23 protein-coding genes are annotated in these 26,683 nt (G+C 48.1%); 7 read left to right on the forward strand and 16 right to left on the reverse strand.

Annotation, left to right across the window (positions count from 1 at the left end):
• The first annotated feature begins 257 nt into the window (after positions 1-257).
• Together DYD21_RS08585 and DYD21_RS08590 are read left to right on the forward strand one after the other, a co-directional pair.
• Positions 258-542 carry a type II toxin-antitoxin system Phd/YefM family antitoxin gene (locus DYD21_RS08585; protein WP_116035292.1) on the forward strand — a complete coding sequence of 95 codons (285 nt, stop codon included), beginning with the start codon at positions 258-260 and terminating at the stop codon, positions 540-542.
• Positions 533-832 carry a type II toxin-antitoxin system RelE/ParE family toxin gene (locus DYD21_RS08590; protein WP_116035294.1) on the forward strand — a complete coding sequence of 100 codons (300 nt, stop codon included), beginning with the start codon at positions 533-535 and terminating at the stop codon, positions 830-832. Before DYD21_RS08585 ends, DYD21_RS08590 begins: the two co-directional genes overlap by 10 nt.
• A gap of 51 nt (positions 833-883) precedes the next feature.
• Here the strand turns inward: DYD21_RS08590 and tsaB are convergent, their stop codons facing one another.
• The 5 genes from tsaB to DYD21_RS08615 all read right to left on the reverse strand — a co-directional run bounded on the left by tsaB (position 884) and on the right by DYD21_RS08615 (position 6,003).
• The gene (gene tsaB / locus DYD21_RS08595) at positions 884-1,558 is read right to left on the reverse strand and encodes a tRNA (adenosine(37)-N6)-threonylcarbamoyltransferase complex dimerization subunit type 1 TsaB (protein ID WP_116035296.1); all 675 of its coding nucleotides are present in this window, start codon (positions 1,556-1,558) and stop codon (positions 884-886) included.
• A gap of 1 nt (position 1,559) precedes the next feature.
• The gene (locus DYD21_RS08600) at positions 1,560-3,557 is read right to left on the reverse strand and encodes a hypothetical protein (protein WP_116035299.1); all 1,998 of its coding nucleotides are present in this window, start codon (positions 3,555-3,557) and stop codon (positions 1,560-1,562) included.
• A gap of 20 nt (positions 3,558-3,577) precedes the next feature.
• A complete protein-coding gene (locus DYD21_RS08605; RefSeq protein ID WP_199535493.1) occupies positions 3,578-4,873 on the reverse strand; it encodes a dihydroorotase in 1,296 nt (431 codons plus the stop codon).
• A gap of 93 nt (positions 4,874-4,966) precedes the next feature.
• Positions 4,967-5,170, reverse strand: a complete 204-nt coding sequence (locus tag DYD21_RS20885) for a hypothetical protein (protein WP_147303539.1) — start codon at positions 5,168-5,170, stop codon at positions 4,967-4,969.
• Between the two features lie 161 nt (positions 5,171-5,331).
• Positions 5,332-6,003 (reverse strand): GIN domain-containing protein, encoded by a 672-nt coding sequence (locus DYD21_RS08615; protein ID WP_116035307.1) that lies wholly within the window; start codon positions 6,001-6,003, stop codon positions 5,332-5,334.
• Between the two features lie 180 nt (positions 6,004-6,183).
• On the opposite strand from DYD21_RS08615, the gene DYD21_RS08620 reads away from it, so the two are divergent.
• A complete protein-coding gene (locus DYD21_RS08620; protein ID WP_116035310.1) occupies positions 6,184-6,795 on the forward strand; it encodes a GNAT family N-acetyltransferase in 612 nt (203 codons plus the stop codon).
• Positions 6,792-6,995 carry a hypothetical protein gene (locus DYD21_RS08625; RefSeq protein WP_116035312.1) on the forward strand — a complete coding sequence of 68 codons (204 nt, stop codon included), beginning with the start codon at positions 6,792-6,794 and terminating at the stop codon, positions 6,993-6,995. Before DYD21_RS08620 ends, DYD21_RS08625 begins: the two co-directional genes overlap by 4 nt.
• A gap of 206 nt (positions 6,996-7,201) precedes the next feature.
• Here the strand turns inward: DYD21_RS08625 and DYD21_RS08630 are convergent, their stop codons facing one another.
• From DYD21_RS08630 to DYD21_RS08660, 7 genes are all read right to left on the reverse strand, one after another.
• Positions 7,202-8,248: a glutathione synthetase gene (locus tag DYD21_RS08630; protein WP_116035314.1), complete on the reverse strand. Its 1,047-nt coding sequence runs from the start codon at positions 8,246-8,248 to the stop codon at positions 7,202-7,204.
• Between the two features lie 47 nt (positions 8,249-8,295).
• Positions 8,296-10,227, reverse strand: coding sequence for a flavohemoglobin expression-modulating QEGLA motif protein (locus tag DYD21_RS08635; protein WP_116035317.1), 1,932 nt, complete (start codon positions 10,225-10,227; stop codon positions 8,296-8,298).
• The gene (locus tag DYD21_RS08640) at positions 10,227-11,033 is read right to left on the reverse strand and encodes an N-formylglutamate amidohydrolase (protein ID WP_116035319.1); all 807 of its coding nucleotides are present in this window, start codon (positions 11,031-11,033) and stop codon (positions 10,227-10,229) included. The genes DYD21_RS08635 and DYD21_RS08640 overlap by 1 nt, the downstream gene beginning before the upstream one ends.
• Positions 11,034-11,474: 441 nt before the next feature.
• Positions 11,475-12,953 (reverse strand): SET domain-containing protein-lysine N-methyltransferase, encoded by a 1,479-nt coding sequence (locus DYD21_RS08645; protein WP_116035321.1) that lies wholly within the window; start codon positions 12,951-12,953, stop codon positions 11,475-11,477.
• A 501-nt stretch (positions 12,954-13,454) separates the two neighbouring features.
• A complete protein-coding gene (gene ggt, locus DYD21_RS08650) occupies positions 13,455-15,245 on the reverse strand; it encodes a gamma-glutamyltransferase (RefSeq protein WP_116035324.1) in 1,791 nt (596 codons plus the stop codon).
• Positions 15,246-15,400: 155 nt separating this feature from the next.
• On the reverse strand, positions 15,401-15,589 hold the full coding sequence (locus DYD21_RS08655) for a hypothetical protein (RefSeq protein ID WP_116035326.1): 189 nt from the start codon (positions 15,587-15,589) through the stop codon (positions 15,401-15,403).
• A gap of 171 nt (positions 15,590-15,760) precedes the next feature.
• Complete coding sequence (locus tag DYD21_RS08660; RefSeq protein WP_116035329.1) at positions 15,761-17,032, reverse strand: acetyl-CoA hydrolase/transferase family protein; 1,272 nt, start codon at positions 17,030-17,032, stop codon at positions 15,761-15,763.
• A 400-nt stretch (positions 17,033-17,432) separates the two neighbouring features.
• On the opposite strand from DYD21_RS08660, the gene DYD21_RS08665 reads away from it, so the two are divergent.
• Complete coding sequence (locus tag DYD21_RS08665; protein ID WP_158551465.1) at positions 17,433-18,488, forward strand: transporter substrate-binding domain-containing protein; 1,056 nt, start codon at positions 17,433-17,435, stop codon at positions 18,486-18,488.
• Positions 18,489-18,872: 384 nt separating this feature from the next.
• Entirely contained in the window at positions 18,873-20,285 is a 1,413-nt protein-coding gene (locus tag DYD21_RS08670) for an amidohydrolase family protein (RefSeq protein WP_116035334.1), read from the forward strand.
• A gap of 375 nt (positions 20,286-20,660) precedes the next feature.
• Here DYD21_RS08670 and DYD21_RS08680 read toward each other — a convergent pair whose 3' ends face one another.
• The 4 genes from DYD21_RS08680 to DYD21_RS08695 all read right to left on the reverse strand — a co-directional run bounded on the left by DYD21_RS08680 (position 20,661) and on the right by DYD21_RS08695 (position 25,075).
• On the reverse strand, positions 20,661-21,044 hold the full coding sequence (locus tag DYD21_RS08680; RefSeq protein ID WP_116035339.1) for a hypothetical protein: 384 nt from the start codon (positions 21,042-21,044) through the stop codon (positions 20,661-20,663).
• A 335-nt stretch (positions 21,045-21,379) separates the two neighbouring features.
• On the reverse strand, positions 21,380-21,787 hold the full coding sequence (gene atpC / locus DYD21_RS08685; RefSeq protein WP_116035342.1) for an ATP synthase F1 subunit epsilon: 408 nt from the start codon (positions 21,785-21,787) through the stop codon (positions 21,380-21,382).
• A 4-nt stretch (positions 21,788-21,791) separates the two neighbouring features.
• Entirely contained in the window at positions 21,792-23,279 is a 1,488-nt protein-coding gene (atpD, locus tag DYD21_RS08690) for a F0F1 ATP synthase subunit beta (protein ID WP_116035344.1), read from the reverse strand.
• 173 nt (positions 23,280-23,452) lie between these two features.
• Entirely contained in the window at positions 23,453-25,075 is a 1,623-nt protein-coding gene (locus tag DYD21_RS08695; protein ID WP_116035346.1) for a Na/Pi cotransporter family protein, read from the reverse strand.
• A gap of 264 nt (positions 25,076-25,339) precedes the next feature.
• Here DYD21_RS08695 and rsmB point away from each other — a divergent pair, with 264 nt between their 5' ends.
• Entirely contained in the window at positions 25,340-26,659 is a 1,320-nt protein-coding gene (rsmB, locus tag DYD21_RS08700; protein WP_116035349.1) for a 16S rRNA (cytosine(967)-C(5))-methyltransferase RsmB, read from the forward strand.
• Positions 26,660-26,683: the final 24 nt, after the last annotated feature.

The following is a 26,683-nucleotide window of genomic DNA, read 5'->3' on the forward strand; positions in this document are numbered from 1 at the left end:
AAGAGATTTTCAGGAAGGCGGTAAATGAGCACTTTTCTATTGAAGAATAGATCTGTTTATAGCAGAATCGGTGAAATAGCCAGTTCATGTAACTAATATTTCTAATTATTAGAATACACCAGGTAACCAATAAACCAATTAGGGCACAGAAAATACTTCCTCTTGCTCATTCGGCTGATCCGGCCCACTCCGACATAGTATTTTTACTCTAAATAAAGTATTTTATTAGTACGAATAAATACTAAACACGTACTTATATGAATATTTCCATTTCAAAAGACATTGAACCTCTCTCCGAGTTTCGTAAGAAATCAGCAGAGTTTATAAAGCGTTTAAAAAAGGAGAAACAGCCAATAATTCTTACTCAACATGGTAAAAGTGCTGCTGTGCTGATGGATGTTTCAGAATTTGAACGTTTTACCAAGAAAATGGAAATGCTTGAAGATTTACTCGAAGCGAAACAACAAGTTGAACAAGGGAAAACTTATTCCATGAAACAAGCCGAGGAGAGAATCGAAAAGCATCTTTCTAAATGGACGTAATATTTACCGATCAATTTCTTAGTCGTGTTGAAGAGTACACGGACTATATCGCCCTTGATCATGTTCCTGCCGCAATCAAATGGGCACGTGGTGTTTTTGAGCAGTGTCAGAAATTAAGCAATCAACCGGAAAGTGGCAGAATCGTACCGGAATTCAGAAGAGCTGAAATCAGGGAGATTATTCACGGAAATTATCGGCTGATTTATGAATTGAAACCCAAACAAATCGATATGCTTACAATCTGGCATACAAGGCAGATGTTACCAGATGATCCGTACAAGGGTGAATAATGAGCTTATCATACGGTCGGGTCTACATTTATTTGGACAATGCTATTCACCTCACTTCACCCCACTATTATTCACCTGCGCCAGCTCAAGATAATCGGGTTCGTAGGTTTCGATTATTTCCTTTTTGAAGCTGCTTCGTAAATCGTCATGCTCCCAAGCTGTGATCAGATTTTTTGCCGATATGGCTTCAGTCCCAAAAGTTTGAATCTCATCGAATGGATCAAAATTCAACCGGTTCCAGCCGGTCCCGACGAGAATGGTGTTTGGTGTCAGTTTTTTTTCAATGTCAGAAATCGCCTCAACAGCCGAATCCGTTTCGGGCGTCAGGTTCTCACCATCCCATTGCAGAACCTGCACGTAGAGGTGTGTTCGGCGGGCATCGATAACAGATAAAATCTGTTTCGGAGATTCATCAAGCGGAAGCCCGGCTGCAAAGGAGATCAGCGTCGGGCAGGTGTAAAACGGGACATCCCTCCCGTAGAGAAATCCTTTAATTGCAGAAGCGCCAATCCGGAGGCCGGTGTACGAACCGGGCCCTCCGCTGAATAGGATGGCATCCAGCTCGCTGATCTCAACAGAAGCCCTGTCGAGCAGCTCTTTTGTGAACGTAAAGAGTCGTTCCGAATGGACGCCGCGCCCTTCAATCCGTTTCTCCCAGGTACGTCCGGCTCCCGTCTGAAGCGCCACAGAACAGACCGGTGTTGATGTTTCAATCGCTATTATCATATTATAGTTTTTGTAGGTACCAGGTGCTGTTGCTCAGATCCACCCAGCGTTCATAAATTCTGCGTAACTGCCCGTACATATCGGCGGGGAACTCTTTTCTTGTGATGTCAATCTCAAACGAATACCGCAATACGTTTCCGGTGATTGCGTACCGCTCATTCAGCTCGGCACCCGGCAGCCGGGTCTGACGCGTTTCTGCTGTACCGTCGGTTCTGTATCCATCGGGCATCGTTAACTGATAGTTGATCATCAGATTTTCCGGGGCATCGAGCGTAATCGGTACCCGGCGCCGGGTTGATTCAAACGGGTTACGAAACAGGTAACCCACCACCATCGGCCGAAACTCCAGGCCGTCACTAAAACTGGTTGCGTAACGGTTGATGGTAAAATCGATCTCAACCGCAGCCTCCCGGCTCAATCCTTCACTCATTCGAATTTCAGCCCGCTCCGTTTCCATTTCGGGATACATATCCAGGAACATCGATGTGGCAACCTGGCGCTGACTCTCCCCCGCTTCCAGCCGCGATAAAATCTGCTGTGCCGGATATCCGCGGGTGTTGGACCGAAGTGTTCCGCTGAGATGCCCCTCTTCCGAAAGTTCCAGGTCCAGGAAAATGGTGAGGTCAAACACGCTTTTATCCGGACGGATTTCAATCCATTCGTGGCTGTTTTCACGAAGTAAAAATCCCTGCTCGTTGAACGATTCCACCGGTATCAGATCCGGTTCACTGAACCGGAAGGATGCGTCCATCACATGTTCTTTTTCCCCGATCCGGCTGTGAACCAGCATCCGGTTAAACTGGTAGAGGGATGGAAACGACCTGTTGATCTGGCCAAAATCACGGCCGGAAATATAGAGCGGGTAGGCTTCAATCCCAGCTCCCCGGAGCAGTGTCAAAAGTGTCATATTGATCTCCGCCTGGTTAGCCGGTTCGGGACTCAGCACGTGGTCCAGTCCGTCATCCGCAAAAACCGCATTCATTCCGTTAAACTGAACTGTTTCGTTTACAAGCCGGAAGATGGAATCCTGCGCCATTTCAGGTTCATCAAAATAGCCGGCAATTTCACGGCCCCGTTCCATCAATTCCGTATAGGCTGAAACGACGTTCTCCGGTGATGAATTTTTCCGGATCTGGGCGGCAACCAGCTCCCAGCTATTTTCCAGCGGCTGGCGCGGAACCCCGAATTCACTGATCATAAACATCACCTTTCCGCGGATATCGTCTACCGATGAAACGTATGTTGTATGATCCACTGGAGGCACATTTTCAGCCCGCCACTCTTCCAGCAAAATCGGTTCGGGACGCGAATAGCTGAATACGAGCGGAACCGAACTGGTATCGACCTCCTCTCGGATGTATTCAATATCAAAATCTACGTGTTGGGTAACGGCATCATACCGCAAATAACGCTCGTTTTGCAACGTAACTGATGCTTCGCGAACGGGTACCTGGTGTGCAAAGTAAAAATCGGGGAGCTCTTCAATATAACGGCGGTGCACCGAATATTTGTACTCCAGAACCGCTCCGGCTACCGCCCCCGGCATCTCAAACTCCAGGATGTTGTAGCGCGTATTCAGCTCCGAACGGCTGATATCATCCTCATCCAGACGTAACGTCCGGCCGTCGGGCAGATAGGTCACCCCTTCCAGGTTTCTCACCTGCTCCATGTTGTCTGCTTCATAAACCGGGATGCCTGTCAGCGCTGCATCTGCAATTTCAAGTGGGTCATCGGAGTAGATTTTAATCCGCACCAGGTGATCGATTACCGCATCCACACCGCCCGATTGCTCCACAAAACGAATAGACGTCTTTTTGGAGAGGTATTCATGCGGATAATTGTGATCCGGCTCTCTGTCGAGATATTCCGCGGGCAGATTTCCGAAATCTGCGAAGAGATCACGAATATCAACCTGTCCCCTGTTTTGTTGCGCAGCGAGCTCAACAGCAGAAGCAAACAGAAAACTGAGAGAAAAGATAAGGATCAGGTGCCGGTTCATAGATAGAAGTAACTGTTGAATCAGCCGCCTATTGTGTTCTCCACGAGTCGGTTATTGTTAAAAATCGCAACGGCACGGCCGGTCATCTGTTGATTAAGGTACGGTGAATTTCGTGATTTTGACCGGACTTCCGACGGACTGAATGTCCACTTTTCATCGGTGTTGAAGATCGTCAAATTCGCCTTTTTCCCTTCGGCAATTTCGGGAATTTCCAGGTTCAGTATCTCCCGGGGTTTGATAACCAGCTTATCCAGCACCTGGTTAATTGTAAGAACTCCCGGTTCAACCAGCCGCTTTACGGTGATACTCCAGGCGGTTTCCAGCCCGATGATTCCGTTCGGGGCATAAATAAACTCTGCTTCCTTCTCTTCAATCGCGTGAGGCGCGTGGTCGGTGCAGATCACATCGATCGTGCCGTCGGCCAGGCCTTCAATCATGGCATCTACATCATCCTGAGTCCGCAGCGGCGGATGCATTTTCACGTTCGTATCGAAGCCTCGTTTTTCAATTTCAATGTCGGTCAGGTCAAAATGATGCGCGCACACTTCGGTCGTCACATTGATCCCCTCTTTTTTCGCCTGCCGCACCAGGTCCACCGCCTTTCGCGTGCTGATATGAGCTACGTGAATGTGTCCTCCTGTAAATCCGGCGAGCAGAATATCACGGGCGATCATCGTCTCCTCAGCAATTCCGGGCGTACCGTCGAGCCCCAGGCGTGTGGAGACTTCTCCCTCATTCATGTGACCGGGACGCGAAAGGTCAAGATCTTCTTCATGGTTGATGATCGGCATTCCGAGCATAGAGGAATATTCCAATGCCACCCGCATGACGTGAGAATTGAAAACCGGGTCACCATCATCACTGAATGCCACGGCGCCACCTTTTTTCATATCGGCCATTTCGGCGATCGATTTTCCTGCGCGATCTTTGGTCACACAGCCGATCGGGTGCACGCTCACCGCCTCACCTTCCGCTTTTTTGCGGATATACTCCACAACATCTCGGGTGTGCGTCGCCGGTTTTGTATTCGGCATGCAGGCGACTTCGGTAAATCCGCCAAACGCTGCTGCCCGGCATCCGGTCTCGATCGTCTCTTTGTGTTCAAACCCCGGCTCCCGGAAATGGACGTGCATGTCCATCCAGCCGCCGCTTATATATGCCCCGGCAGCGTCAAAAAGTTCTTCATCACCATTTTGATCCAGATTTTCGCCAATTTCTGTGATCGTGCCGTTTTGGATTCGAATATCCAGTTCAGAATTTCCATCGTAGCCGTTTCCGACCGGCCTGCCGTTTTTTATCAGAAGATTTTGACTCAAGGTACCTTTGATTTGATTGAATTTGACATCAAATATAGGCTGAAATCTGTTGAATTACGATTCGGAATTGAATCTTCATCGGATGAATTCGCTTCATCCGATGAATCGTTCGAACAAGGCGCCTGGTTTATCGAGACCTGCAGTAGAGATCCGGACCTTAACCCACTCATCCGATGACGGGAAGTCGTCGGATGAGGAATCTTCATCGGACGATTTCGCTTCATCCGATGAATCGTTGGGGCAAATTGCCTGGTTTACCAAGACCTGCAGTTTAGATCCGGACCTTAACCTACTCATCCGATGACGGGGAGTCGTCGGATGAGGAATCTTCATCGGACGAATTCACTTCATCCGATGAATCGTTGGGGCAAGTTGCCTGGTTTACCAAGACCTGCAGTTTAGATCCGGACCTTAACCCACTCATCCGATGACGGGAAGTCAGCGGATGAGGGGTGGGATCAATTTTCAACGGTTCGCAATCGGCTAGAACCGCTGGATTGGTTAGAGATCTCTGAGGGATTGCCGTGTACAATAATCTCAGAAGATCCTGAGGAACGGGATTCCAGTTTTCCAGAAGCGTTTATTTCTGCCTTTGATGATCCACTGGTTCGAATTGATGCCGATTCTGAAACCAAATCCGGGGCAATAATTCTGGAACTGCCGGACATTCGGATCTCCAGAATATCAGTATATCCACCTGCAAATATTTCCGTACTGCCGCTGCCTCTAATGGTGAACGTCTGATGGTGGATGTTTTTTAGTTCAAGGCGGTTCGAACCTGAGACGCTTGTCGCATTCAAACTCGTGGAAGGAATCTCAATTTCAACTCGTTTTGTGGGATTCAGGAATGCATTCTCCCTGGCGGTAATCACCAGGCGGCTCCCTTGAACGGTTGAATCAATATTTTCAAGGATATTTGAATCACCTGTAATGCGAATCGGCCCATCCTCATCCCCATAAACGACTGTGCTGTTTGATCCGGTGATTCTGAGCTCAGAAAAGTGTCCGACATCCCGGTTTTCGGTGACTATATCGCCATTTCCCTTGATAGTATCCTGAGCAAATGAACCGACATTAAGGCAACCGGCAAGCAAAATTAATCCTGCAATCAGTAACGTAAATCGACGCATAGAGCTGTGTAATTTGATTAAAGTTGAATTCAGGTTACGTACATCAAAAACAGTTAGTTTCACTACATTTTAAACATAAAATTGCAGATACTTTATCTCTGACTTGATTTAATATAGTGTAGTAAAATCATAGGTTGAGTTTTCTCAAAATCGAGGCAATACGAATCAAGAAATACTACCATGCAAAGTTCATTATCCATCAAAACCGTCACCGGCAGTAGACTGATGCCATATACTGATAGCCTGGCCAGCCTGCGAATCGAGGTTTTCCGGGAATTTCCCTATCTGTATGACGGATCGCAGGAGTATGAGCTGTCGTACCTCAAAACGTATCTGAATTCGGAAAACAGCATCGCCGTACTTGTGATGGATGGAGATCAGGTTGTGGGGGCTTCCACCGGCCTGCCGATGACAGATGAGGAAGAGGATTTCAGACGGCCATTTCAGAAACATGGGTTAAATCCCGAAAACTATTTTTACTGCGGAGAATCGATTTTAAAGAGAGAGTACCGGGGACGCGGAATCTACCGCCGTTTATTTGAGGAGAGGGAATCCCATGCAAAAAAAATATCAGGCATCCATTTCACATGTTTTTGTGCTGTTCAGCGCCCGGATGACCACCCGCTTCGGCCTGATGATTACCAGCCGCTGGATCCCATCTGGCAAAAATATGGTTACAAAAAAAAACCGGAGCTGCGCACCACCTATCGCTGGAAAGATATCGATGAAGAGTCAGAATCGGACAAAATAATGGTGTTTTGGGTGAAAGAAATTACAAGCTTCAGCGGATGAGGGATCTTCATCGGATGAATTCGCTTCATCCGATGAATCGTTGGGGCAAGGCGCCTGGCAGATCGAGACCTGCAGTAGAGATCCGGACCTTAACCCACTCATCCGATGACGGAAAGTCGTCCGATGAGGGATTTTCATCGGACGAATTCGCTTCATCCGATGAATCGTTAGGGCAAGTTGCCTGGCAGATCGAGACCTGACGTAGAAATCCGGGCCTTACCCGACTCATCCGATGACGGGGAGTCGTCGGATGAGTGACTTTCATCGGACGAATTCGCTTCATCCGATGAATCGTTAGGGCATGTCGCCTGGCATGCCGAAACCTACCGTAGAGATCCGGACCTTAACACACTCATCCGATGACAGGAAGTCAGCGGATGAGGGACTTTCATCGGATGAGTGGGGATTAAATTGTTGCAAGGAGCTTATTACTAATTAAATCCGTGTAATTTTTTCTGTATTGAACTTTGTTTTCGATCGCCTGGATTACAGGGATTGAAAAATCCACACCTTGGAGTTCGCTTGCTCCCTGCAGTCCTCCGGGACTAAATACGTTAATCTCCATCAGTTTATCACCCACAATATCGAGCCCAACCATAAACATGCCGTCAAGCACAAGTTTCGGCCGAATGGTATCGACAATTTCGAGCATCGTATCATCAACTTTTACCTTCTCGGCACTTCCTCCGGCAGACATGTTGCTTCGAATATCCTCGCTTTCATTTACACGACGGATCGCCGCGTATTTCCCTTTCCATTTTAGCGCATCACCATTTACCACGAATAACCGCACATCACCCTCAGTGGCTTTAGGTAAATATTCCTGGGCAATAACATATCCGTCGCGGCTAATCGCCTCGATCATCTGGTTCAGGTTTACTGCATCGTCCTCTTTTACCAGAAAAACACCTGCACCACCGGAGCCCTGGAGTGGCTTCATGATAATGTTGCCCCCCTGTTCTTTATGAAATTCCTGGATCTCTTTCGGGTCACGTGTAATGAGGGTATGCGGCCTCACGGATTCAGGAAAATGCTGGAAATACATCTTGTTAACGGCTTCTGACAGGCTATTGGGATCGTTCAGGACAATCACACCGTGCCTGAGGGCAAGCTGACCGAAAATCACAGATGCGTTTTTAGCCCATCCCCTGCCGACAGGTTCCGAGGCAGGATCATTGCGCAACAGAAGCACATCCAGGTTGTCAGCCGTTATCTTTTCTTCTATTGCACTATCATCCTTGATAGCCTTTATATAGGTCTTGGTGGTCTTATATTTATTGCCCGAAGCCCTTCTTGCTGTCGCCCCCATATGGCCGTCCGGATAGTACACCAGATCGGCAACACCGGTAAAATAAACTTCGTGGCCCAGGTTATGCATTTTCAGACCCAGGTAAACGGATGTATACTCCGCTATTTCGGTTTCAATATCATTTATGATCAGTGCGATTCTCATTTAATTCTCTTTTAATTTTATGATTGTGGATACATTCTTGAAATTACTTATTCCTGCAAGAGGTCTAAGACGGATGATCCCTTTTTTAGCTGCTCAAGTTTCTCTCTGGCTCCGGGAAATTCCAGGTAGCGCGGACTCAGAGGTGCCGGACGCAAAATTCGACGATGCAGCAGCTCATTTATCAGCGGAAGATAGTCTTCACGAATTTTTCCGATCAGGAGAGGCTGAAGCTCGTTGCCATTTTCCAGCCATTTAAGAACACGCATCAGTCCTTTCAGGTATATTGCGTCTTTGGTAAGTCCTCCCCCGCGGTACACGCGCATTGTGATGGTGAATGCCTCCCGGGCATCGAACTCGTGATCTTCATGCAGAATATGAAACGATTCGACAAAATCAGCCCCGCGCATGATGGCCTGAACGGTAATTACCCTTGCTGCCAGAAGCCGAAGACGGCTCGGCAGCAGCCCCCCGACCAGGTATTCACTGAGCACCGCGAGGCCTTCCTGCAGCTCTTCATATCGGGGCAGCCCGCAATAGAGCAGTTTGAGCGGCTGGGCTTTCCCATTGTAATAGGTGAGGATGTGAGTACCCACTTCATGCTGTATCAATGCCTCTGCCCGCGCAGTTGAGATGCGGGCATCCGTCCCTATATGCAAATTTCCATTCGAAACGAGTAGCCCGGCGATATCATCCTGAACACACACCCTGGCATCAATGGGTTCATACTGAGTATGATAGAAATCGATCTCTTTTCGGGCCATTTCGGCAAAATCATCCGGCGATATCATGTTTTGCTCGCTGCTGTCTGAATTCGGGGAAATGGCCGACAGCAAATCCGCAGCAAGGTTGGTCACCGATTCTTCAAGCGGACCGTAATATTGCATGCTTCCCGGCATGAACTCAGGCTTTCCGCGTTCTGTGAGCAGAGTCAGCATTTTATCGAGTTCGCTCCGTTTTTCCCGAAACATAAACTCCAGAGTTGGGTCTTCAACGCGTTCAATAGATAAATTATACAGCTCGCGTTTGAGGATCTCCGGGTCTTCCGACATCAGCCTGTAATGAAACAGAGGTGTTTTTTTGAAATGATTGCTCTTGAAATACGACCAGGCTTCATGAATATTTATGGGTGTAACCAATTGCAGAAAACTGAAACTGTCATCAATTCGGGCCAGATCAATATCTATTTCACGGGCCGGGCGAGTCATTAGTTGTCGTCCCAGCATTTGAAAATGAGAAACATCCAGATTCGTTTGGATTCTGACAAATTCAAAAAATGTACGGTTTAATGCCTTTGAGAGCTCTCGTGCCATTTTTCTGAGCAAAAGAGGATATGCTCTTCCGCTTTCGGAATTGATGTAAAACGGACGAATTTCCAACCCGATCAGCAGGGCCCCCATCTCTTTTAGATCATCCGCTTCCAGTAACTGCATCAGTCCGGGGGGATGGCGGTCATCCAGAGATATTTCTGCAGTTGCATTCTGATGTCCAATCAGGATTTTCTCCAGGTCTTTTTTCAGGTAGCTTACACTTGAATAGGCCACCTCGCGTGGTGCCCGGATATGAAAGTCTGCAGCAGGATCGGATTTTGTTGAAGGACGACCTGATTCTGCATCATCCTCTTGAACCGTATCTCCGGATTTGAATGTGGGCTGTTCCGGCCAAATTTCAACAATCAGAAATGCTCCACTTTTTTTGGAAATTGTTTTTGCGATCGCACGCACGAGCGCCTTCAGATCTTCAAGCTTGCCATCGGCTGGTGCAATCAGAAAGGATGTCTGGGATCGCACCAACAGCCTGACCGCCCTGTTATCCCCATCCTGCGGTTTCCGAAATACTACCAGAAAGGGTAAGGGGCGATCGAAGTGAAGCATTCCGCCGTCAGGCAGTTCCATTCGGACCTGCTCTCCTTCTTTAAGCTTTTGAGTCACATCCGCGATCACCTCTTCAAATGGTTCACTTACGACCTGGCTTTTTTTCATTACAGACCACCCGCGTGCACTTCTGTAATTTGTTTACTATGAGTCAGCAATCCCGGAAGTGTAGATTTAAGAGCATTGTAAAGCGCGTTGAATTTCACCGGGTCGAGTTCATGAGTCCATTCATTCATAAAGATTTTTTTAAACTCAATAGCAATGGCGCAGCTCTGGTCGCCAAATTCCTGTTGTATCCAGCGTGAGAAATGGCCACCCTTAAAACGGATATTCTCACCCACCGTGAGGGGGCCACCCGGGTAATTGAACGTGCGAAGATCATTGGCAAGCCCGTCCACGACCGCCCCCCAGACATGCCTGTTCAGATTTTCCGTACCCAAATTTACATCGGGATTGCCGGCCGGATCAGCCGGTTCTGCATGCGGGCCCTCTCGCATATGATTGTAGCAGTGTATGTCGTAAACGATAACGTAACCATATTTCTGGATGATGCGGCCCAGAAATACTCTCGAATCTGCATAAAACCTGTCATACATGGCCAAAGATTTTTCTACCAATTCTTCCTCAGGATACTCTTTCCATACATTGAGGCCCCACGCATCCTCTGGTTTACGGTACACAGCTAAACTGCGTTCACGGTTCAGGTCTACTTCGAACCGGGATTTCCTGACAATAATACGTGACGGAACAATCGTGGTAAGTAAGTCTGTATGTGGATCTTCCTCGCGCAACCGCTCTGAATCAGTGAGGTTGTAGAGGGGTTTGAGCACGTTTCGCACATCATGCCCGCTATGGAGTGCTACAGCCACAACAGGACCTTCTCCGGAATAAAATCTATATGATTCTCTGGACATTTTTTAACTCCTGAAAGGAATCTTCTCTTAAAATCTTAATTTTAAAACTACCTTTTAGTCTTTACCTACAGACCTGTCTCTTAAAACTTCTCTCACTTCTATCTCTTATTGTAATTGCAAAAACTCAATCAGGTTCCATGAATCTCAATTCATGTACACAGGCAACCTATACCTGGATATAATTCTCTAATATTCTTTAGTTGGTGGTTTGATACTTATTGGCTCAGCTGACTCCCACAGCTGGCAATATTGAATACGAAAGGAGACCTAATGACTCTTATTTATAAGAACGTCTTCATATGGTAATACGTATTGAGTACTATAGTAAAATCCTGTTTCAGTAAATTCTGGAGAATCCCAATTTTACGTGGCTTATTTAGAGCGGTAACTTTTTCGAATGGCATCGAACGATGTCAGCATGCAGTGGCCGGCAAACCACCATCATGACATACTCCCGCTATCCTCTCTTTCCGTCTTTTTCTTAACGTAGACTGAAACGTGCTCCCCATATTTTTCCCTCACAAAATCCGACCTGTAATCGGTTCCTTTTATCAGTCCGCGACAGTCATTTGCCCCGCACTTGCAGGAAAAAGGCTCCATGATCTCATTGCAGAACGTGGCATAGTCAAGAGTGATCTCCTCTCCGGCCCGGATTGATCTGCGGGCGGTCACATTCAATCCCGTCAGCCAGACATTGGGATCGCAGGAGTGATTTATTGGAGTCCACTCATCGGGGTCCGGACTCCACATCACATAGATCTCGTCGCTAATCGGCCATGCATACTGCCTGAACCACCTCTTTTTTTCTTCACTCCAGTTGTTCATCACGTGTGAACGACTGACCAGGTGGTGTTTCTGTTCCTCATGTTCAAAAATGAGCTCATCCTTCAAAATATCCTTTGTGGCTACAATTCGATAACCATATTCGGGGTGAAATGTCCGCTCCCATGGTTTTTGGAAGACGCGATTCATGGCTGATTCAAGAATGAGTTCCACAAAATGTTCGTGGCCGCGTTCGTCATTCAAAAGAATGAGATCGGCGCTCCCTTCAGCTCCGGGAGGATAGAAGATTCCGCAGTTTGGGTTGATCTCAAGCATATAGGCCTCGTTATTTTCATTCACGCGCAAATCGCACCGCCCGTAACCGGTTCCGTTTAATCCTTTAAACAGGCTTCGGGATGCATGCATCAATTGATCTGCAAGCGCTCTCTCTTCAACCGCCCTGGTTTTCATACCACTGTAGTTGATCCATTTCAGATCAAAATGCTTGAACCGTTCTCCCGGCGGAAACAGAAACTCAAGGGGTTCATAGGCTGCCGGATGATCCGGATTATCGGGATTTTCAGCAACAAGAACCGTGAATTCGCGTCCTTCGATAAACTCTTCCACCATAGCTTGCCCAAACCGGTCGATCATGATCCGGGCCTGCTTGAGCAACTGTTCACGGTTTTCGACACGTGAGGATGACGTAAGGCCGATACTGCTGTAGCTGTTCGGATGTTTTACGATGAGCGGATATTGAAGATTGCGTGTTTCGGTTTTGAGATCATCCGGGTTAGTGATGATCACATGACCGGGAACCCTGACCCCGTAATACCGGCACACCATTTTCATCAGGTCGCGGGTTGGGTCGTAGAATGAGCTGCCGGCCCCGGTAAAGGGCACGTTAAACCGCTCCAGGGCCTGCACCACTTCAATCCCGGCCCGGTCCTCATCCCAGCTGCCGTCGCAAAGGTTTACGAAAACATCAAAACCCTGCGAGACCAGTTCCGTCACGCGGCGGATAGCCGTTTTTTTATGCAGAAAATGGTGCTCGATTTCATGTCCCTTAAAATATGACTCGGGTGAAGATGCCATGTCGTGGGATTTCATGGGTGAATCCGATGATTCATAGGCGCTTTCGAGAATGCATATTTTCATGACGGAAGGTAGTCTTTAATCATAAGTGGTTTAATTCCCCGACCCATTGATTCGGAAAACATAAAAGTCCCCCTTTGAAGGTAATCTCACAAATATTAGCCAACAATATATTTTTCCCTTGGTACTTTTGAGCGTTCAAAAGTACCCAAAAACCGCCGGGCGAATGATTCCTTCAGGCGGGCTTTGCGGTCCGTTTTGCGATGTAAAAACAATGGTCCATCTCACTTTGTTACTTTAATCTAAGATTTGGCCGGTATGTTTTTACAAACATCGCATACACTCCCCGAAAAGCACCCACCGCCTTCAGAAATCAGAGGCCGGTGAATCTTGGGTAAACAATAAGATCATGAATTACAAAAAAAATCCAGCAAAATTTAAATTCTAAAGTTAGTAACATTGCTTTTGAGGAGGACGCGAACGGAGTGAGCAGAATAAACTCCATATTGACCAAATAATTATGGCTTCTAATTTGATACCTCGTGGGCTCTGCCCCGAGGTAGTTCATTCACCGCGTGCAATTCCCCGAATTCTCGGATCCGCCCCTCCTCTCCACTGGTTGAGCGCCTGCACCCATTCAATTCCATGGACACCGCTTTCCATTTCAGTAATGTTCACCCGGTGGCCCATTTGCTTCAGCTCGGGCCCGGCCAATTCGGCGTCGGTTCCGTATTCAAGTTCGAGTCCGTCGCCGCGATGCACTACATTGGGCAGATTGATAGCATCCTGCACTGAGAGCTCCCAGTCAATCACGCCTACCATCGTCTTGACCACGTACCCGATGATGCGGCTTCCGCCCCTGGAGCCTATCACCAGCCTGGGATCGCCATCGGGGCTCATCACAAAAAAAGGAGACATCGAACTTCGCGGACGCTTACCGCCCTCAACACGGTTGGGAAGCGGTCGTCCGTCGATCTCAGAAGTAAATGTGAAGTCAGTCAGCTGGTTGTTTAAAATAAACCCGTTAGTCATAATCCGGCTTCCGAACGGTACCTCGATGGAGGTCGTCATGGAAACCCAGTTGTCGTCTCCATCTGCAATCGAAAAGTGACTCGTTCCGGTTGTCTCCTGCTCGTCGGGCAGCGTGACATCATCCAGCTCAGGTTCCATCAGCTCTGGCGATCCGGGCTTTGGGTCCTCCATTGCGAGTTCACGATCGATCAGCGCGGCCCGCTCCCGCAGGTAGTCCGGACAAATGAGTGCGTCCACCGGCACATCAGTGAAGTCGGGATCACCAATGTAGATTGCGCGGTCGGCGAAGGCAAGCCGGCTCGCTTCGGCAATCAGGTGGGCAACTTCGGCCGAGTTCGGCTCCATCGATGCAATATCAAACTGCTCGAGAATGCCCAGAATCTGAAGTACGGTAATTCCACCTGAGGATGGCGGAGCCGGTCCGCAGAGTTCGTGACCCCGATAAGCGCCGCAAACCACTTCCCGCTGTTTCGGTTCGTAGCCGGCGAGATCATCCAGGGTAATATCGCTGCGGCGGGGCCGGCGCGAACGGGCGGCGTCTACAATATCATCCGCAATTTCACCCTCCAGAAGTGCTGATGGTCCTTCATTAGCGATACGGCTTAGCGTTTCGGAAAGCTCCGGGTTGCGGAGCACCGGCTCATCTCCCCCCGACTGCTGGACAAGATACCGGCGCAGGTCACCAAAAAAACGAAGCGAAAAATCCCGCTCAACCTGTCGTTTCAGCTGATCCGGATACGGAACGCCCCCGGCTGCAGCAGTGATGGCTGGTTGAAACAACTCTGCCCATTCCAAACTCCCGTGCTGCTGATGGGCTTCGTATAGCATAGCCACAGTGCCCGGCACACCAACAGAGGAGCCGGTCGGAATCGCAAGGTATAGCGGCATGGGACGGCCAAACAGCCACGTGAACCGATCTACCGTGGCGGCTGCGGGAGCCGTTTCTCGTCCGTCGAACATTACCATTTCGCCGGTTTCCCCGTTGCGGAACATCATGAAGGCTCCGCCTCCAATACCGCTTTCGGCGGGTTCGACAAAAGTGAGCATCATCTGCACAGCCACGGCTGCGTCCACTGCATTTCCGCCGCTTCGAAGCATGTCCAGGCCAGCCTCAACCGCCAGGTCATTCGCAGCCGCAATCATGAATCGATCCGCCAACTGCTCTTCAGGCTGCTGGACGGGTGTTAGATTAGGAGACCGTTGACCTTCACACGCCTGCAGCACAACTACCAGCAGCATTACAGGCAACATCCTCATCACAAAAAAAGAAGACCGCCGTAAAAGCAGTCCCAAAACAGATAAACTTGAAGAAAAATGGATCATGACACAAATATACAAAAATGAGTCATCTCAACACCTGAAATCCGGTTACTGTTTGATCGGTTGCAGCCAAACTTACATTATCGGAATTTCGGGTTGGCTGTCTCATCTTTTAGATCGCTATAGAACTCGGCAAGCTTGGTTCCATGCCTCAACTTTCATTCAGCCAGCTGGTATTTCTTTTTGATCTGCTTATTTGATACGGTTCTACCCGCTTTAGAATCTATGAGGCCTTGCTCAATGGATTGCCGTACATATATCTTATACATCAAATCGTCCCAATTTGCGTCTTCGGGAAGATCATTAAGCATATTTTCAACTTCCTTTTTTAAAACTGTTTTTTCCATAACTCTGTACTATTAAGTTAATCTCTATCTATAGTATCGCTACCATGGGACAGAAATAGAACGATTTAAAAAAAAGATAGTTTTAAGCTCAGCTTTCAGGCTTCACTTAAAACTCATCACTCAAAATTAAAAACTTCCATATACTGAAGTCTGAGATCCTAAAAATAAAATTCACACCTCCTTAAACCGCTCATAGGCCGCTTTTTCAAGCTCCTCGCGATGTTTGGGATGGGCGATTTCAATCAGGGAGCGGGCGCGGCGGCGCAGGCTTTGTCCGTAGAGATTGGCTGCGCCGTACTCCGTTACAATGTAGTGAACGTGCGCGCGGGTGGTGACCACACCGGCCCCCTGCTTCAGGAACGGCACAAGTTTAGACTCCCCTTTTCCAGTGGTTGACGGCAGCGCAATAATAGGTTTTCCGCCTTCTGAAAGTGACGCTCCGCGGATAAAATCCATCTGCCCGCCCACGCCGGAGTATTGATAGGTCCCAATCGAATCAGCGCAAACCTGGCCGGTCAGGTCAACTTCAATCGCACTGTTGATGGCAGTCACTTTTGGGTTTCGGCGAATGACAGCGGTATCGTTTACGTAGGAACAGTCGAGCATCTGCACCAGCGGGTTATCGTCCATAAAATCGTACAGCTTGCGGGTACCCATCGCGAACGAGGCGACTATCTTGCCCGGGTGAATTCGTTTTTCCGTGTTATTCACCACGCCCGATTCGATGAGCGGCATCAATCCGTCAGAAAACATTTCGGTGTGAACGCCAAGATTTTTGTGATCTTCGAGGGAAGTCAGAACCGCATCGGGTATACTTCCAATTCCCATCTGCAGCGTCGCCCCGTCTTCCACCAGGTTTGCACAATGCCGGCCGATCTTCAGCTCCACTTCCGACAGCTCCGCAGGATGATGTTCCGGTATCTCATCATTCGACTCAATGGCGTAGTCGATTTCGCTGATGTGAATGAGTCCGTCACCATGCGTACGCGGCATGTTGGGATTGATCTGTGCAATCACGGTTTCCGCGTTGATGATCGCGGCGCGGGATGCATCCACCGAAATTCCAAGCGAACAGTAGCCATGTTTATCAGGCGGACTCACCTGCACCAGTGCGGCATCCAGCTTTACAATTCCGCGGTTGAACAGGTTCGGAATTTCGCTCAAAAATATCGGGATATAATCTGCCTCGCCCGTTTTCATCGCCGCGCGGACATTTTTAGCCGTAAAAAAGACATGCGTTTTAAAACTGTTCCGATATTCGGAATTCGTGTAAGGAGCCTCCCCTTCCGTGTGAAGGTGAAAAATCTGCACGTTCCGGAGTTCTGCGTGACGCTCGGTCAGCGCCCGGATCAGCTGCTGAGGTGCCGCCGCCGCTGTATGAACAAAAATATGCTGTCTTGACTGGATGTAACTTACGGCCTTATCGGGTGATACAATATTCATGGTAGTGTTATTTTTGAATGGATTCGGTCTCTGCTCCAACTGATTCTTCTTGTCTGATACTACAGGAAAACTTATGAATACATTTTTTGAACATCATCCCGAATCCCGATCCGGCATCTCCCATACTTTTGTGTGATAAACTCTTTGCACTGAATGGAGTTTCCACCGCATGGTGTGGGATAATTTTTATTATGTACACAGTGGTACAAACATCAACAGGATTACCACATTGAATTCCCGTAGTACTCTTTTATATACAACTTTAGTGTGTAGATCAGATTAATTCCCGCACCGCCGGAATCCCAGGAGGAAGAATTAAGTTGATTTTTTATACATTGAGCCGATAGCCGAACTCTTGAAATAATCTTTCTTTATGATCCTTCACCGACACGTCCTTCTGATGATAATCATTTTGGCCGCTGCACCTCTCCTCACGGTCAGCGCTTCTGAACTTCCCGACCAGGCTGATGAAGCGGTCATCGGAATACGGGTGGCTCCGCCTTTTGTTATTGAAGAAGAGGACGGAACATACAGCGGTCTAACAATTGCTTTATGGGAACATATCGCGGATCAGATGGGAACAGATTTCCGCTATACTAAGCATGACATCCAGGGCTTGCTGGACGGTGCGGCTGACGGTTCGCTTTATGCATCGGCATCTGCACTAACGATCACTTCGGAACGGGAAGAGAGCGTGGATTTTACCCATCCGTTTTTCGTGACCGGTCTCGGCATTGCAGTTTCCTATCAGCCGACCGGGGCCTGGCAGTCGTTTCTGGCTATATTTTCTTTTGATTTTCTCTGGGTTCTGCTTCTCCTGTTTCTGCTGCTCCTCTTTTGGGGATTTCTGGTCTGGATTTTTGAACGCAAAGAGAATACGGAAGAATTCGGCGGATCTGCGGCGGAAGGTGTAGGAAGCGGATTCTGGTGGGCCGCGGTAACCATGACCACCGTAGGATATGGGGACAAATCGCCACGCACCCTGGGCGGGCGTATTATTGGATTCATCTGGATGTTCACAGGCATTGTTGTGATCTCTTTTTTCACGGCTTCGATCGCATCCAGTCTCACCGTCACCCAGCTCGACACCCGGGTGAGCGGGTCGGATGACCTTCCATTTGTGCGTGTGGGCGCCCTGCAGCAGTCGGCAACCATGGATTATCTGGATACAGAACGAATCCGCGCCAATTCATACGAGACCGTTGAAGCCGGGCTCAGAGCTGTGGAAGAAAACGAAATCGACGCTTTCGTTCACGATGCGCCGATCATTCAATACTTCACGCAGCTCGATTTCAGGAACAGTGTTCGTGTTCTTCCCAATACATTTAACGATCAGTATTACGGAATCGCAATGCCGCTCGGGGCCGAGTATCGAAACGACATGAACCGGATTATTCTCGATTATATTGCCAGCGAGGAGTGGGAAGAACTGAGAAATCGGTATCTGGGGGATTGATTTGAAAAATGAACTAAATTAGAGGCACTGCCATCGAATTATCAACGTAAAAACCATAACTTTTTTGAACAGCTATGAGTTTTTCAAGGAGTGTCCCCCTTCAAGAGGCTGTGAGAATTTACACTCTCATTCGTTGGCATTCATTATTTTTTTAAGGTATTAAAGCTTGTATTGAAGCTCCCCTCCCTATCAAGTCCCGTTAGGGCGCGATAGGGAGGGGACGGGGGTGGGTCAGAAAGTCTGGGAGCTATGAGAATGGCAGAAACCTTACTTTATTTAAGTGCATTTTCTTTGAAAACCAATTTCCTCACAGCCTCTCAAGAGGGGGACTCTTCCATTCCGACTCGAAAAGTCGGCTAACTAAACCATAAATCTATTAAAACCATGAGTACAAAATTTTCACGAAGAGATTTTATTCGAAACAGTGGTGCCGCCACAGCTGGTTTTTTAGCATCTGCGGCTTTTCGTAACCGTGAACAACCCGCCCGTCCGCCTGATGGAGATCGTATCCTCATCACCGGGGCGATTGTTGTTACAATGGATAATGAACTTGGAAATTATGAATCTGCCGATATTCTAATTGAAGAGGGGCATATATCAGAAATCAGTGAACAGATCGAACAGCAGGCGGGAATGGATGTGGTGGACGCATCCGGTCAGATCATCATGCCGGGATTTGTGGATACTCACCGGCACATGTGGCAGGGTGCGCTCAGAAACATTTTACCAAACGGCAGACTGAGCGATTATATGCGGGTGGTTACAGGCGAGGGTCGCGCCGTTTTTCGTCCGCAAGATGCAAGAATCGGGAATTTGATTACTGCCCTGAGTGCGATCGACTCGGGTATCACAACCGTACTTGACTGGTCGCATATCGGGAACAGTCCCGCTCATACCGATGCGGCAATTCGCGGCCTCAGGGAGTCCGGAATACGAGGAGTTTATGCATACGGCACCGGATCAGATACTCCCGAAAACCGATTCCCCAACGATCTCGGCCGAATACAGGATGAATTTTTTTCTGATGACGATTCACTTATCACACTCGCTCTCGGGGCAGGTATCAACCGCGGGCAGTGGGAGCTGGCACGGGAGCATGATGTGCGAATTTCTGTGCATGTAAACGGTACGGGAGATCTGCTTCCGTTGTCTGATGTAATAGGGCCCGATCTAACCTGCATCCACTGCTGCAATTTACTGGATGAGGAGTGGCAGCTTTTGGCTGATCGCGGTGCCGGGGTGTCGATTTCATCGCCGGTGGAGATGATTATGGGGCACGGAATCCCTCCTATTCAGCAGACGCTTGATTATGGAATTGCGCCCAGCCTGAGTGTAGACGTGGAGACAACCGTCCCATCCAATATGTTCACTCAAATGAGATCTGTCTACACACTTCAAAGAATGCAGGTGCTGGCCCGGGAGAGGAACGGCGAAGACAATCTTCCTGATCTACTTACTGCAGATGAAATGCTCACTTTTGCCACGATCAACGGTGCCCGCCACAACGGACTGGACGACATCACCGGATCGCTAACACCCGGTAAAAAAGCCGACCTGATTATGCTCTCTGCCGATTCGATTAACATCGCTCCGCTAAATAATGTATTTGGAGCAATTGTGATGGGAATGGATCGCGCCAACGTAGAGATGGTGATGATCGACGGTTCGATCAAAAAATGGCAGGGAAAGCTGATGCATGATGGGATCGAGGAAGTTTTTAAAGAAGCTGAAGAATCCAGGGAGTTCATCTATTCAGAAGCTGACTGGAACCGAAGTGAGATGTTGTTTAAATCGTAATTTAATAGACTCAAAGGGATAGATCGTTGAAACATTACTTCCGAATCGGATCCGTTGGCTATGTGAACAGTACATCGTCCCGGATGAGACGCTTAATTCTTTATGGGAATTCGGTTTTGTTGATTAACGAATCGTACTGATTCTCAGTCACGTGTTTTTCGCTCCGAATAGCGGAAATTGAGAGATACCAGTTCCGGTCGGTGTTGGTCGTTGGTTGGTTTATGAGCCTTCTCGGTTCGGCGAACCGAGTTACATAGTTCAAGCCTTCCCGGTTCGGCGACCCGAGTTGCATAGTTCAGGCCTTCCCGGTTCGGCGAACCGAGTTACATAGTCTTGGACTAACGAATCATTCAGATTTATGATTAACCCATTGTCTCACGTAGCGTCTTCGATCTCTTTACGCAGATCGTTTATATCACTGGCTATATCTTCACGCATATCTTCCCAATCTTCCTGATCACTCTGTTCAAGTTCGGAGAGCCGATCGCGGATATTGTCAATTTTATTTTTCAGGTCTGAAGCTTTTTCACTGTCTTCTATCTCATCAACACGCTCTTCCCACTCATCGAGCAGACTTTCGGCGAGGTCGATAAATTCCTCTCGCTGTTCCATCCAGTAATGTTGCATTCCCTGGGTAATTCCTTCACTCACTTCTTCTTCGCTCTCCGTATCACCATCACCATCTCCATTATCCTGTGCGCAGGCAAAAAAGGATGTTGCGACAAATGCAATCAGCAAAAATTTTAGTAGATTTTTCATGGTACACGTCCATTTTTGTTACAAGTTGTACCATTAAAACAAGTTGCAGACTTTGTTGTTCCATAAAACCCGAATATGCTGGTTGTGCTCTTAACCGCAGTTCTATGATCTATACGATCTGACAAAAAAAATGGGCCGGGGATGCCGGATCGGAGTCCGGCATGACGAAATTGAGGACGAATGTTCTTCTTTCCAGCCCTTATTAGACAGCCTCGCTATTCACGTTTCACCAGCATTCGTGGATTGGTTGAGGCAATGAACTACAAACATAAAAAAACCCCTGATGACTTTCATCACCCGGGTTTGAAATTGATTCAGCTGTAAAAATCAGTAACCTACAAACTGGTCGCTGTCTTGATAAGATTTTCCGCAATGCGTTTTTCGCGTTCAATATCATCAAACACAACAGAGAAATCATGCATTTTCTCTTTGATACCAGCCAGTTCCAAGCGGGCTTTTTCAACATCAATAAGCTCAGGTTCAATGGCCCGCTCGGCGAGAAGCGTAACTTTGTTGTCGTTCATCTCAACAAATCCGCCGCTGACAGCATACACCAGCTTGGTTCCATCCGGTTTCTCAATCTGAACGGTTCCTACATCCAGTGCTGATACGATTGGGGCGTGATTGTAGAGCATCTGAAACGATCCCAATGCTCCCGGCACCGTTATGCTGATAATGTCCCCTTCAAACTTCGCCCCTTCCGGTGTCAGAATTTGTGCATGTATTGTTTTTTCAGCTGTCATCTGCTTACGCCTCAGCTTCTGCGGTTAATTTTTTGCCTTTCTCGATCGCCTGCTCAATGGTTCCAACAAGGTGAAATGCATTCTCTGGAAGATCATCGAGCTCGCCTTCCATAATCATTTTGAATCCTTTGATGGTATCCGCAATCTGTACATATTCACCGCTCTGACCCGTAAACTGTTCAGCTACGAAAAACGGCTGACTGAGGAAACGCTGCACACGCCGTGCCCGCGATACAACCAGCTTATCTTCATCAGAAAGCTCATCCATACCAAGAATTGCGATAATATCCTGCAGATCTTTGTACTTCTGAAGCAGCTCTTTCACATCCTGGGCTGTTTTGTAATGCTCATCGCCCACAACTTTTGGATCGTTGATTCGTGATGTTGAATCGAGCGGATCCACAGCGGGATAAATACCGATCTGCGTAAGTGCACGGCTCAATACCGTGGTTGCATCAAGGTGAGAGAATGTCGTTGCCGGGGCAGGGTCAGTAAGGTCATCAGCAGGAACATAAATCGCCTGAACAGATGTAATCGAACCGTTTTTAGTAGAAGTAATCCGCTCCTGCAGATCCCCCATCTCCGTTGCCAGCGTTGGCTGATACCCTACGGCAGACGGCATACGTCCCAGCAGCGCCGATACTTCGGAACCGGCCTGGGTAAATCGAAAAATGTTATCAATGAAGAGAAGAATATCGGGAGAAACTTCATCACGGAAATATTCAGCGACGGTCAGTCCGGACAGTGCAACACGTGCTCGGGCTCCCGGCGGCTCGTTCATCTGGCCAAATACCAGTGTGGCCTGCGACTCTTTCAGCACATCTTCATCCACTTTTGAGAGATCCCACTCTCCTTCTTCCATGGCGTGCTTAAATTCATCACCATAGTTAATCACACCCGATTCAATAAACTCACGAAGCAGGTCATTTCCTTCACGGGTACGTTCACCCACGCCGGCAAACACAGAGAGTCCGCCGTGCTGCTTTGCGATGTTGTTGATCAGCTCCTGGATCAGAACTGTTTTACCCACACCGGCACCACCAAAGAGGCCGATCTTTCCGCCCTTTGCGTACGGGCAGAGCAGGTCAATGACTTTAATTCCTGTCTCCAGAATTTCGGAACTGGTGGCAAGGTCTTCAAATTTGGGTGCATCCCGATGGATAGGATATCTCTCTTTTCCTTCCGGCTGCTTGATGCCGTCAATCGCTTCGCCCACTACATTAAAGAGGCGGCCGCGAATATCTTCACCAACCGGCATGGAGATCGGGGATCCGCTGTCGACCACATCTTCCTGACGAACCAGGCCGTCGGTTGAGTCCATCGCAATGGTTCGGACTCTGTTTTCGCCGAGATGCTGCGCTACCTCAAGGTAGAGGCGCGATCCATCTTCACGATCGATATAGAGTGCATTTAAAATTCTTGGAAGCTGACCTTGTTCGAAGTCAACATCTACTACCGGACCAATTACCTGGGCTATTTTTCCTTTATTCATTCTGTTATTTAGAAGCTTTATTTATTCGTTTAGAGTAAAGGATGACCTTTAATAATCTCTATTCTTGAAAGCTTCAAAAGTTAGGCACTTCATTCTCAAAAATCAACGAACATATCGGAGTTTTACCACTTATCACCGGAAATCAGCACATACCGGTTAATATTCTCACCCACTCATGCTGCGATGGCGATATCTTCATGTTTAAGGATCGATCGCATGGCAAAAATCAGCATTCTGCAGGTTTGTGTAATTTCACGGTTTATCATCAACAGCTGCGTGATTTGAAGCTTCCGGATCTCGGCATGACCCACCGCACTGCTGCACGCCTGGATAAACTCCTTATCCATGCGTTCAATTTTCAAATAGAGATCCTCAACCTCTTCACGTACTTCTCTCCTGGCGTTTTCATCTTCCGTACCTGTAAGCTTTTGGCCGGTTTTCACCATCCTCTTTAATCGTTGTTGAATGGATGCAAACGCCTCTTTGTGAACAAGGTCTGTCTCATTGGTGAGCGCGAGCAAATTACCCTGCGATTCCTGGATATTCTTTGCCGCGTTCATCAGGTTTCGGCTGGCGCGAAGCAGCTCATCCACAGCTTTTGATTCCTCCTCATCCAGGGCGTGCGCGTGAATGCGGGTATAATATTCAAATATGTCGGCGTGATATTTTTCAAGGTCGGTATAAATCACCCGTCCCGGTTGTTTACCTGATGAAACAGACTGCCGGGCAAATTTCAGGGTTTCGTCAAGCTGACACATAATCTCTTTCCGAAACGCTTCAATAGCGGCATCTGATACTTCGGGGTCGGTTTTATGGATAAATTGCGTCATCTGAACAACTCGCTCCGGTATCCACTCTTCCGCTTTTTCGGCCAGTTTCGGAATAAACGGATAGTAGATCATCACACCTAAAACATTAAACAGAGTGTGAAACATGGCCAGCCCAAGCACGATGTTTGTGCTGAAACCAAGAATCACCATCACAAACCAGGTGAAAAGCGGAAGAATCAGCAGGGTGACCACAGCGGTTCCAACGGTAAAGATAAGCTGACTGAGCGCCGCCTGCTTTTTGGTGTGGATACCTCCGATCGCACCAAGCACCACGGTAACTGTCGTTCCCACGTTTGCACCTACCACCATCGCTGCGCCCGCCTGGAAATCGATCACACCCGTAAACAGCATGGTAAGCACAATGGCAATCGTTGCGGAACTGCTCTGCATGATGGCTGTCATCACCATCCCTACAAGCGCGAAAACAACTACACCATAGCCGGCAAACATTTCGGGATCGATAATTTCGGAAATTTGATCCACGCTCGATTTCATAAAATCGAGTCCCATAAACAGAAAGCCAAATGCAACAAGGAAGCGGCTGATATTTACGTATTTCGGGGATTTGGCAAGAAGAATGATCCCCAGCCCGCCAATACCGATCAGTGGAAGTGAAAACGAGTCGATATTAAATTCAAAACCAAACACGGCCACAATCCATGCAGTAGCGGTAGTTCCGATTTTCGCACCCATCATCACCGAAATGGCCTGGATCAGGTTCATAATTCCCGCTCCTGTGAACGCCAGTACCATCAGCGATACCGCCGAGCTGCTTTGAAGAATTGCAGTGCTCACCATTCCGCTCAGGATCGACTTAAACCGTGTCGCCGTGTATTTTCGGATCAGCTGCTTAAAAGCCGCACCGCTCAATATCCGGATCGACTCCTCCATCATATGCATCCCAAAAAGAAAAATTCCCAGCCCGGCCAGGAACAACCATAGATCAAATTCTGAAAGTATCGCCATCTGCAGCTTCGTTTTTTATCTGTGTGGACCAATATAAGTTATGAATAAATCGGTTCGGTTTTTACTGCTTCTCAACTGTTCATGCTATTTGTATTCGGATCACCGAGCGCGGGGCATTTTCTGAATGGAATTCTTTAAACACCGCCTATCCGGTTAGCATAAGGCATACCAAAACATTATCTTTAGAGCTGTTTAATATTTGACTTGCTGGGAGTTTTAACCTCTGTCACAAACTGAACGTTTAACCACAAACCGAGTACACTTTTGGAAACCGAACTTACTGCACGATCCGTCAGCGTTGATATTTTAGTTGAATTTGATGAAAGCCAGACCATCACATACACCGGTGCCAACGAACTGGAACCAAGAGAACGGGCTCAGGTACGCGAATATGTTCAGAATATTCTCCGAAAGAGGAGCTATTTAGACTTTGTCCTGGGCGAATACTCCAGTATTCAGATGGACGAGATGAAACCGGTTCTTAAAAATATCCTCCGGCTCGGCCTGTACGATATGCTTTTTATGGACAGCACTCCCGATTATGCCGCTATCAATGAATCGGTGGAGATTGCCAAGTTACGGCTCGGATCGAAGTCAGGCGATCTGGTCAACGCCATCATGCGAAACATTCAGCGTGATATGCCCGACCTGCCTAAACCGGCATTTGAAGACCGTACCAAACTCATTGCTACCACATTTTCCCATCCCGAATGGATGGTTAAGCGCTGGGTGCAGCGAATGGGTGAACGAGAAGCTTTTCAGCTTATGCAGTCGAATAATCAGCGCCCTTCGTACTATGTTCGGGTAAACAACCTTCGCACAAAAACCTCAAATTTCAAGCTCCGTATGGAGAAAGCGGGCATAGAATTTGAGGAGAGCGACTGGCTGCCGGGTTACTTTAAAGTGGATTCTGTTCAGCCTTTCCTGGCTAAAGAGTGGCTTCTGAGAGGAATTTGCCACGTTCAGGATATCGCCGCCGGTTTTGCCCCCACGATCCTGGAACCGATGCCCGGTGAAGAAATTTTCGACCTGTGCGCCGCACCAGGCACCAAAAGCATCGTAATGGCCGATATGATGAATGCCGAAGGCTCTATCGTTTCTGTTGATATAAATTCACAGCGGCTCGAACTTCTTGCACAGAACGCCATGAATTTCCGTGCCGAGAATATCAAAATCAGGCGTGCCGATGTGCGTGATCTCGATCTTAAACTCGCCGATGGTGTTCTGCTTGATGCCCCCTGCACCGGTACGGGCGTGCTGAGTAAACGAGCCGACCTTCGCTGGAAACGGACCGAAGAGGAGCTCGAAAATTCTGTGAAACTGCAGGAAGAACTTCTGGATGAAGCCGCAAATCACGTAAAACGGGGCGGACGCCTGGTCTACAGCACCTGCTCCATTGAGCCGGAAGAGAACTGGGAACAGATCCAGAAATTCCTCGATCGCTACGACAACTTTGAACTGGAAAATCTCGAAGAATTTCTGCCTGAGGAAGTCCTTGCCGAAGACGGTTTTGCATATCAAACCCTGCCGCATGTTCACAACTGCGACGGCCATTTCGGAGTCCGGCTGAACCGCGTGAAGTAATCGATTATTTTACTGACGATTTAT

Source organism: Rhodohalobacter sp. SW132 (genome assembly GCF_003390325.1).
Taxonomy (GTDB): Bacteria; Bacteroidota; Rhodothermia; order Balneolales; family Balneolaceae; genus SW132.

Bases quoted from the DNA above. Each gene is read 5' to 3' on its own strand.
- DYD21_RS08585 (WP_116035292.1), top strand. From the start codon at position 258: ATGAATATTTCCATTTCAAAAGACATTGAACCTCTCTCCGAGTTTCGT.
- DYD21_RS08590 (WP_116035294.1), top strand. From the start codon at position 533: ATGGACGTAATATTTACCGATCAATTTCTTAGTCGTGTTGAAGAGTAC.
- tsaB (WP_116035296.1), bottom strand. From the start codon at position 1,558: ATGATAATAGCGATTGAAACATCAACACCGGTCTGTTCTGTGGCGCTT.
- DYD21_RS08600 (WP_116035299.1), bottom strand. From the start codon at position 3,557: ATGAACCGGCACCTGATCCTTATCTTTTCTCTCAGTTTTCTGTTTGCT.
- DYD21_RS20885 (WP_147303539.1), bottom strand. From the start codon at position 5,170: ATGAGTAGGTTAAGGTCCGGATCTAAACTGCAGGTCTTGGTAAACCAG.
- DYD21_RS08615 (WP_116035307.1), bottom strand. From the start codon at position 6,003: ATGCGTCGATTTACGTTACTGATTGCAGGATTAATTTTGCTTGCCGGT.
- DYD21_RS08620 (WP_116035310.1), top strand. From the start codon at position 6,184: ATGCAAAGTTCATTATCCATCAAAACCGTCACCGGCAGTAGACTGATG.
- DYD21_RS08625 (WP_116035312.1), top strand. From the start codon at position 6,792: ATGAGGGATCTTCATCGGATGAATTCGCTTCATCCGATGAATCGTTGG.
- DYD21_RS08630 (WP_116035314.1), bottom strand. From the start codon at position 8,248: ATGAGAATCGCACTGATCATAAATGATATTGAAACCGAAATAGCGGAG.
- DYD21_RS08635 (WP_116035317.1), bottom strand. From the start codon at position 10,227: ATGAAAAAAAGCCAGGTCGTAAGTGAACCATTTGAAGAGGTGATCGCG.
- DYD21_RS08640 (WP_116035319.1), bottom strand. From the start codon at position 11,033: ATGTCCAGAGAATCATATAGATTTTATTCCGGAGAAGGTCCTGTTGTG.
- DYD21_RS08645 (WP_116035321.1), bottom strand. From the start codon at position 12,953: ATGAAAATATGCATTCTCGAAAGCGCCTATGAATCATCGGATTCACCC.
- ggt (WP_116035324.1), bottom strand. From the start codon at position 15,245: ATGATCCATTTTTCTTCAAGTTTATCTGTTTTGGGACTGCTTTTACGG.
- DYD21_RS08655 (WP_116035326.1), bottom strand. From the start codon at position 15,589: ATGGAAAAAACAGTTTTAAAAAAGGAAGTTGAAAATATGCTTAATGAT.
- DYD21_RS08660 (WP_116035329.1), bottom strand. From the start codon at position 17,032: ATGAATATTGTATCACCCGATAAGGCCGTAAGTTACATCCAGTCAAGA.
- DYD21_RS08665 (WP_158551465.1), top strand. From the start codon at position 17,433: ATGATAATCATTTTGGCCGCTGCACCTCTCCTCACGGTCAGCGCTTCT.
- DYD21_RS08670 (WP_116035334.1), top strand. From the start codon at position 18,873: ATGAGTACAAAATTTTCACGAAGAGATTTTATTCGAAACAGTGGTGCC.
- DYD21_RS08680 (WP_116035339.1), bottom strand. From the start codon at position 21,044: ATGAAAAATCTACTAAAATTTTTGCTGATTGCATTTGTCGCAACATCC.
- atpC (WP_116035342.1), bottom strand. From the start codon at position 21,787: ATGACAGCTGAAAAAACAATACATGCACAAATTCTGACACCGGAAGGG.
- atpD (WP_116035344.1), bottom strand. From the start codon at position 23,279: ATGAATAAAGGAAAAATAGCCCAGGTAATTGGTCCGGTAGTAGATGTT.
- DYD21_RS08695 (WP_116035346.1), bottom strand. From the start codon at position 25,075: ATGGCGATACTTTCAGAATTTGATCTATGGTTGTTCCTGGCCGGGCTG.